Genomic DNA, 6,350 nt, shown 5'->3' with positions numbered 1-6,350 from the left:
GAAGTGCCGTTCCCGCAGCCGCGCGTCGGTGCGGACCGGCAGCCCGGTCAGCGCCGCGAGCGCGGCGGCGGTGTCGGCGCGGCCCGGCGCAGGTCGCTGGCGACGATCGCGTCCGGGCGCAGCGCGGCGAGTACCGGGGCGGCGGCGTGGGCCTGCTCGCGGCCGAGGTCGTTGAGGGGCACGTCGGTCTGGCCCTGGACGCGGCTCGCGGCGTTCCAGTCGGTGTTGCCGTGCCGCCAGATGATCAGTCGGGTCATTCGGCGGTGGCGCTGCCGGCGGCCGAGTCGGCCAGGTCGCGATCGGTGAACGGGATCTGCGGGCAGTCCTTCCAGAGCCGGTCGAGCGCGTAGAACTCGCGCTCCTCGGTGTGCTGGACGTGGACCACGATGTCGACGTAGTCGAGCAGCACCCAGCGGCCGCCGCGCTCGCCTTCGCGGCGCACCGGCTTGGCTTTCTCCGGCAGCTCCAGCAGGCGCTCCTCGATGGCGTCGACGATGGCGAGCACCTGACGCTCGTTCGGAGCGGCGGCCAGCAGGAACGCGTCGGTGATCGCGAGCTGGTCGCCCACGTCGATGATGACGATGTCCTGTGCCTTCTTGTCGGCCGCGGCCTGGGCGGCGGCCATCGCCAGCTCGTGCGCGCGCTCGGAAACTGTCACCGTTCTCCTTCGATCAACCGTGCGACCCTCCAAGCCTCTCACACCCGGCGGTGCGGCGACTTGTCAGTTCTGGTCGATTTCAGGCACAAACGGGGACATAAAGCGCGGAATCACCGCTGATAGAGACGCCGTTTCGCGATGTACTGCACCACACCGTCGGGCACCAGGTACCACACCGGTTCGCCCCGGGCGACCCGCGCGCGGCAGTCGGTCGAGGAGATCGCCATCGCGGGCACCTGCACGAGGCTCACCGAGTCGGCCGGCAGGTGCTTGTCGGTCAGTTCGAAGCCGGGCCGGGTAACGCCGATGAAGTGGGCCAGTTCGAGCGCCTCGTCCAGATCCTTCCAGGAGAGGATGCGCTCCAGCGCGTCCGCGCCGGTGATGAAGAACAGCTGCGCCTTCGCGCCGTACTCGGCGTGCAGGTCGCGCAGCGTGTCGACGGTGTAGGTGGGGCCGCCGCGGTCGATGTCGACCCGGCTCACCTGGAAGCGCGGGTTGGAGGCGGTGGCGATCACCGTCATCAGATAACGGTCCTCGGCCGGAGTGACCGCCTCCTCCGCCTTCTGCCACGGCTGTCCGGTGGGCACGAAGACCACCTCGTCCAGACCGAACCGGTCGGCCACCTCGCTCGCCGCCACCAGGTGCCCGTGGTGGATCGGGTCGAACGTGCCGCCCATGATGCCGACCCGCCGGATGTCTTCCTCCACCCAGCGATCGTAGGCCGCCCGCCCGGCGGCCCCGGGCGGGGTCCGCCGTCGAGCGCGCCGGGCGGTCCCCCACCCGGCGCGCTCCCAGCTCAGGCCGACGCGGCGGCCACCGCCGTCCGGGCCACGAGCGCCCGGCGCATGTCGTCGTCCAGGTCGGTCACCCACCGCCGCAGGCCCGGCGTCAGGTCGTCGCGGGCCAGCAGCGCCGCGGCCATCTCCCGGGTGGGCTGCGCCACGGCGTAGCGGGGGTAGGCGGCCACCGTGACCGCGTCGGCCACCCACGCGGTACGCAGACGCGCCGCCGCCGGCATGTCGGTGAAGTAGCGCTGCACGTACCCGGCGGTCAGCTCGGCCTGCTCGGGCTGCCAGAAGCCCTCGGCGGTCGCCTCGACCAGGCGGTTGGACAGCTCGGTGCTGCGGGTGACGATCTCCCAGGCGGCCCGCTTCGCGTCGGCGTCGGGCAGCGCGGCCCGGCACGCGGCGGCCTGCTCGGCGCCGGTGGCGCTGCGGTCGGCGTCGGCCTCGGCGTCGATCTGCGGCGTACCGGCCGCGCCGAGCACCACCAGCCGGCGCAGCACCGCCCAGCGCAGGTCGGTGTCCACGGCCAGCCCCGACGGCACGTCCTTACCGGCCAGCCAGCCGGCGAGCATCGCGGTGTCGGTGGTGGCGGCGATCAGGCCCCGCGCCGCCGCCAGTTGCAGGGAACCGCCCGCGGGGGCCGAGTCGAGCAACGCCGCGCAGGCGGTCGCCACCCGCAGCAGCGCCGCGTCCCGGCCGAGCGGGTCGAGGTAGCGGTCGATCAGCCGGCGACTGAGCAGCAGCACGTCCTCGACGATCGTCACCTCGGTCTCGGCGGGCAGCGCCGCCGCGATCAGCGCGGCCAGCGCGCCGGCCGGCCGTTCCCCGTCGGTGACCGCGTCCAGCGCCTCGCCCCAGAGCAGCGCCCGGGCCAGCGGATCGTCGAGCCCCGGCAGCAGCGCTGGCACCGCGTCCGCCGAGGCCGGGTCGAGGCGGATCTTGGCGAACGTCAGGTCACCGGCGTTCGGCAGCAGCAGCCCGGTGGCGGGCCGTCCGACCAGCTCGGGCAGCGGCGTCCGGCCGCCGTCGGCGTCGGGGTCGAGGTCGACGTCGAACCGGTACGCCGGGCCGTCGGCGGTGTGGTGGGCCACGCCGATACGGTGCGGCCGCAGCACCGGGTGGCTCGCCGGGGCGGTCTGCACGATCGCCACGTCGGTCCACCGCCCGTCGGCGTCCACGGCGGTGTCGACCCGCAGCGTGTTCACCTGCGCGCGGCGCAGCCAGCGTTCCGCCCAGCCGTCCAGGTCGCGGCCGCTCGCCGCACCCAGGGCCGCCAGCAGGTCGGCGAGCGTCGCGTTGCCGAAGCGGTGCGCGGCGAAGTGCGCGTTCAGCCCGGCCAGGAACGCCTCGTCACCGAGCCAGGCGACGAGCTGGCGGAGCACGCTGGCGCCCTTGGCGTACGAGATGCCGTCGAAGTTCAGCAGCGCCCGGGCGGCGTCTGCCACCTCCTCCGGCGCGACCGGATGGGTGGAGGGGCGCTGGTCGGCGGTGTAGCCCCACGCCTTGCGACGGCTGGCGAACGTGGTCCACGCCCGGTCGAACCGGGTCGCCTCGGCGGTGACCCGGGTGCCCAGGTATTCGGCGAAGGACTCGTTGAGCCACAGGTCGTCCCACCAACTCATGGTGACCAGGTCGCCGAACCACATGTGTGCCATCTCGTGGGCGATCGTGGTGGCGCGCAGCTCCCGCTGGGTGTCGGTCACCGCCGAGCGGAAGACGTAGTCGTCGCGGATCGTGACCAGGCCCGGGTTCTCCATCGCGCCGGCGTTGAACTCGGGCACGAACGCCTGGTCGTACTTGCCGAACGGATAGCGTTCGGCGAACAGCTCGTGGAAGCGGTCGAGGCACTGGCGGGTGACTGTGAAGATCTCGTCGGCGTCGGCATCCAGGTGCTCGGCGAGCGAGCGCCGGCAGTAGAGGCCGAGCGGGATGCCGTCGTGCTCGGCGCGCAGCACGTGCCACGGCCCGGCGATCAGCGAGACGAAGTAGGTCGCGAGCGGCTCGGTGGTGGCGAACTCCCAGCGGCCGGGTGCGGGCCGGTCGGCGAGCGGCCCGTTGGCGGCCACCGTCCACTCCGGTGGCGCGGTGACGGTCAGCGTCACCGGCGCCTTCAGGTCGGGCTGGTCGAACGCGGCGAAGATCCGCGGCCCGTCGTCCAGGAAGGACATCGCATACAGGTAGGTCTCGCCGTCGGCCGGGTCGACGAACCGGTGCAGCCCTTCGCCGGTGTTGGAGTAGGCCATCTCAGCCTCGACGGTGAGCGTGTTGTCGGCGGCCAGGCCGGTCAGCGGCAGCCGGCCGTCCGCCAGCAGGGCCGGGTCGAGGTCGCTGTCGTTGAGGCGGGCGGCGAGGAGTCGGCGCGGTTTGACGTCGACGAAGGTCTCGGCGCCGGGGGTGGCCCGGAACCGGATGGTGACGGCGGAGCGGAACCGCTCGGCGTCGCCGGTCAGGTCGAGGTCCACATCGTAGGACTCGACGGTGATCGACGCGCGGCGCGCGGTCGCCTCTGCACGGGTGAGGCTCGGCATCCGCTTATCCTGCCCGATGTGGTCCGCTCGGGCCGCCTCGTTACGCATGGCGATGGAGGAGCAGCGATGGGTCAGCACCCCAAGGGCGATTTCGACCTCTCCCGGGCGGTTTGGCAGCGGGCAGAGGGCGACACCTCCGAGGGAGCGGTCGAGGTGGCATTCGTCGACGACCTGATCGGTATGCGCAACTCCGCCGAGCCGGACGGGCCCGTGCTGGTCTTCACCCAGGCCGAGTGGGACGCGTTCGTCGCCGGCGCCCAGGACGGCGAGTTCGACCTGGACTGAGCGCACCTCAGTCACCGTCGCCCCAGCCGAGGCCGCCCGGACCGGGCGCGTGGTGGAAGCCCGGGTGCCCGGACACGTCGGCGCAGCGCTCGCCGTCGGGCCCGACCGCGTCGCAGTACAGCCGCTCGGCACGGTGCCAGGCGTCCGCCGGGGACAGGGCCGCCGCGCCGAGCGCCAGCTCCGGGCGGAGCAGGCCGAGCGCTTCGGCGTACGCCACCGCCTGCTCCCGCGCGACGGCGGGATCGGTGGCGGCGAAGCCCAGGTGCACGGTGAAGTACCGCGGTGGGCGGGCCCCGGCGCGCCGGGGCCCGCCGATCAGCGGACCGTCGCGGCCGTCCCCGCGCAGCCCGGCCCACGCCTCGCGGTGCCGCCGTGCCGCGCTGTCGTCACGCATCAGTGCCCTCCCCCGTCGCCGGTGACCGCCGCCGGACACCACGCCGGCGGGCGCCGGACCGGTAGCCGCCGGTCCGCGTGCCTTGAGGGAACCAGCTTTTCCGCCGCCGGGGAGGGGCCAGCGTCCGCCCGACCGGCTGGCCCCTCCCGCGTGCGGCCCGAGCTGCTGAGATGAAGGGTTCGGCGGCGTCGCCCGGGGTAGGTAGGCAGCGCCGCCGAACCGCGTCAGGAGCAGCCGACATGAGCACCATGCCGAGCGACCGGAGCCCGGACAGCACGCTCGCCTTCATCCGGGAGGGCTACCGCTTCGTCGGCTCCCGCTGCGACCGCCTCGGCACGGACGTGTTCCAGACCCGGCTGCTGCTGGAGCCGACGATCTGCCTGCGCGGCCGGGAGGCCGCCGAGCTGTTCTACGACGAGGAGCGGTTCGTGCGGCGGGGCGCCATGCCGATGCGCGGGCAGCGCACGCTCACCGGTGTCGGCGGCGTGCAGGGCCTGGACGGGCAGGCGCACCGGGTCCGCAAGGCGATGTTCATGTCGATCATGACGTCGGCCGCGATCCGCCGCCTCGGGGAGATCTTCGACGAACAGTGGCAGGCCCGGATCCCGGTCTGGGCCCGCAACGGCCCGGTGGTGCTCTACGACGAGGTGGGCGAGATCCTGACCCGTACGGTCTGGGCCTGGGCCGGGGTGCCACTGGCCGAGGCCGACGTGCCGCGCCGCACCGCCGAGATGCACGCGATGATCGAGGCGCCGGCCGCGCTGGGCCCCCGGCACTGGCGCGGCCGGCTCGGCCGCTACCGCGCGCAACGATGGGCCGGCGACCTGATCGAACGGGTACGCGCGGGCGCGGTGCCCGCCCCGGAGGGCAGCGCGCTGGCGGTCGTGGCCGGGCACCGGGACGAGCGGGGACTGCCGCTGCCCCGCCGGATCGCCGCCGTGGAACTGCTCAACGTGCTGCGCCCCACAGTCGCGGTGGACCGGTACGTGGTCTTCGCCGCGCTGGCCCTGCACGACCACCCGCACTGGCGGGACCGGCTGCCCGGCGACGACGCCGCGACCGAGCGGTTCGTGCAGGAGGTACGCCGCTACTACCCGTTCTTCCCGGTCACCGCGGCCCGGGTGCGCCGCTCGTTCCAGTGGCGGGGGTACACGTTCCCGCAGGGCCGGCGGGTGCTGCTCGACCTGTACGGCACCAACCACCACCCCGGCATCTGGCCGGAGCCGGAGCAGTTCCGCCCCGAGCGCTTCACCGGCTGGCGCGACGACCCGTTCGGCCTGGTCCCGCAGGGCGGCGGCGACCACTTCACCGGCCACCGCTGCGCCGGCGAGTGGATCACCATCGAGCTGATGAAGCGGGCCGTGACGAACCTGACCGGCGCAATGGACTACCGCGTACCGCCGCAGGACCTGGCGCTCGACCTGGGCGCCATGCCGGCGTTGCCGCCCAGCGGGCTGGTGCTCGACGGCGTACGCCCGGTCGACGCGGTACGCCCGCTGCGCTGAACGGGCACGCTCCCTCCCCGGACGGTCGGGCGGCACGGGTACACCGACGATGCGCAGCGTGCCCGAAACGTTTCAGCAGCCGCATTCCGGGCAAGTCGCGTCACCCGGCACGAGGGGAGACGACATGACCCGACCGACCGCCGCGCAGCCGCGCGACGCGGGCGCCGCGTCCGCGCCGGTCCGGCTGCCGATGGC

The 6,350-nt window shown here is 73.9% G+C and carries 6 protein-coding genes and 1 pseudogene; 2 read left to right on the top strand and 5 right to left on the bottom strand.

Features of this window, described 5'->3' with window-relative positions; all coding sequences use genetic code 11:
* The 4 genes and pseudogenes from KBX39_RS19890 to pepN form a co-directional block, all read right to left on the bottom strand.
* A pseudogene (locus KBX39_RS19890) lies at positions 1–257 on the bottom strand (histidine phosphatase family protein); the annotation flags it as partial.
* Positions 254–658: a ribosome silencing factor gene (gene rsfS / locus KBX39_RS19885; protein ID WP_043328985.1), complete on the bottom strand. Its 405-nt coding sequence runs from the start codon at positions 656–658 to the stop codon at positions 254–256. The pseudogene KBX39_RS19890 and the gene rsfS, both read right to left, overlap by 4 nt.
* Positions 659–768: 110 nt before the next feature.
* Positions 769–1,365, bottom strand: coding sequence for a nicotinate-nucleotide adenylyltransferase (nadD, locus tag KBX39_RS19880; RefSeq protein WP_030503098.1), 597 nt, complete (start codon positions 1,363–1,365; stop codon positions 769–771).
* Positions 1,366–1,454: 89 nt separating this feature from the next.
* Positions 1,455–3,971: an aminopeptidase N gene (gene pepN / locus KBX39_RS19875; protein WP_210871917.1), complete on the bottom strand. Its 2,517-nt coding sequence runs from the start codon at positions 3,969–3,971 to the stop codon at positions 1,455–1,457.
* Positions 3,972–4,037: 66 nt separating this feature from the next.
* Here pepN and KBX39_RS19870 point away from each other — a divergent pair, with 66 nt between their 5' ends.
* Positions 4,038–4,256 carry a DUF397 domain-containing protein gene (locus KBX39_RS19870; protein WP_013287999.1) on the top strand — a complete coding sequence of 73 codons (219 nt, stop codon included), beginning with the start codon at positions 4,038–4,040 and terminating at the stop codon, positions 4,254–4,256.
* A 7-nt stretch (positions 4,257–4,263) separates the two neighbouring features.
* On the opposite strand, the gene KBX39_RS19865 is transcribed toward KBX39_RS19870, so the two are convergent.
* Positions 4,264–4,650, bottom strand: coding sequence for a hypothetical protein (locus KBX39_RS19865; RefSeq protein WP_210871915.1), 387 nt, complete (start codon positions 4,648–4,650; stop codon positions 4,264–4,266).
* Positions 4,651–4,889: 239 nt separating this feature from the next.
* Here KBX39_RS19865 and KBX39_RS19860 point away from each other — a divergent pair, with 239 nt between their 5' ends.
* Positions 4,890–6,155: a cytochrome P450 gene (locus tag KBX39_RS19860; RefSeq protein WP_210871913.1), complete on the top strand. Its 1,266-nt coding sequence runs from the start codon at positions 4,890–4,892 to the stop codon at positions 6,153–6,155.
* The last annotated feature ends 195 nt before the right edge of the window (positions 6,156–6,350 follow it).

The sequence above is a fragment of the Micromonospora sp. D75 genome (assembly GCF_018070405.1).
Classification (GTDB): Bacteria; Actinomycetota; Actinomycetes; order Mycobacteriales; family Micromonosporaceae; genus Micromonospora; species Micromonospora chalcea.
Note: the sequence above shows the minus strand (reverse complement) of the source record. Positions and strands in the feature narration are given on the sequence as shown.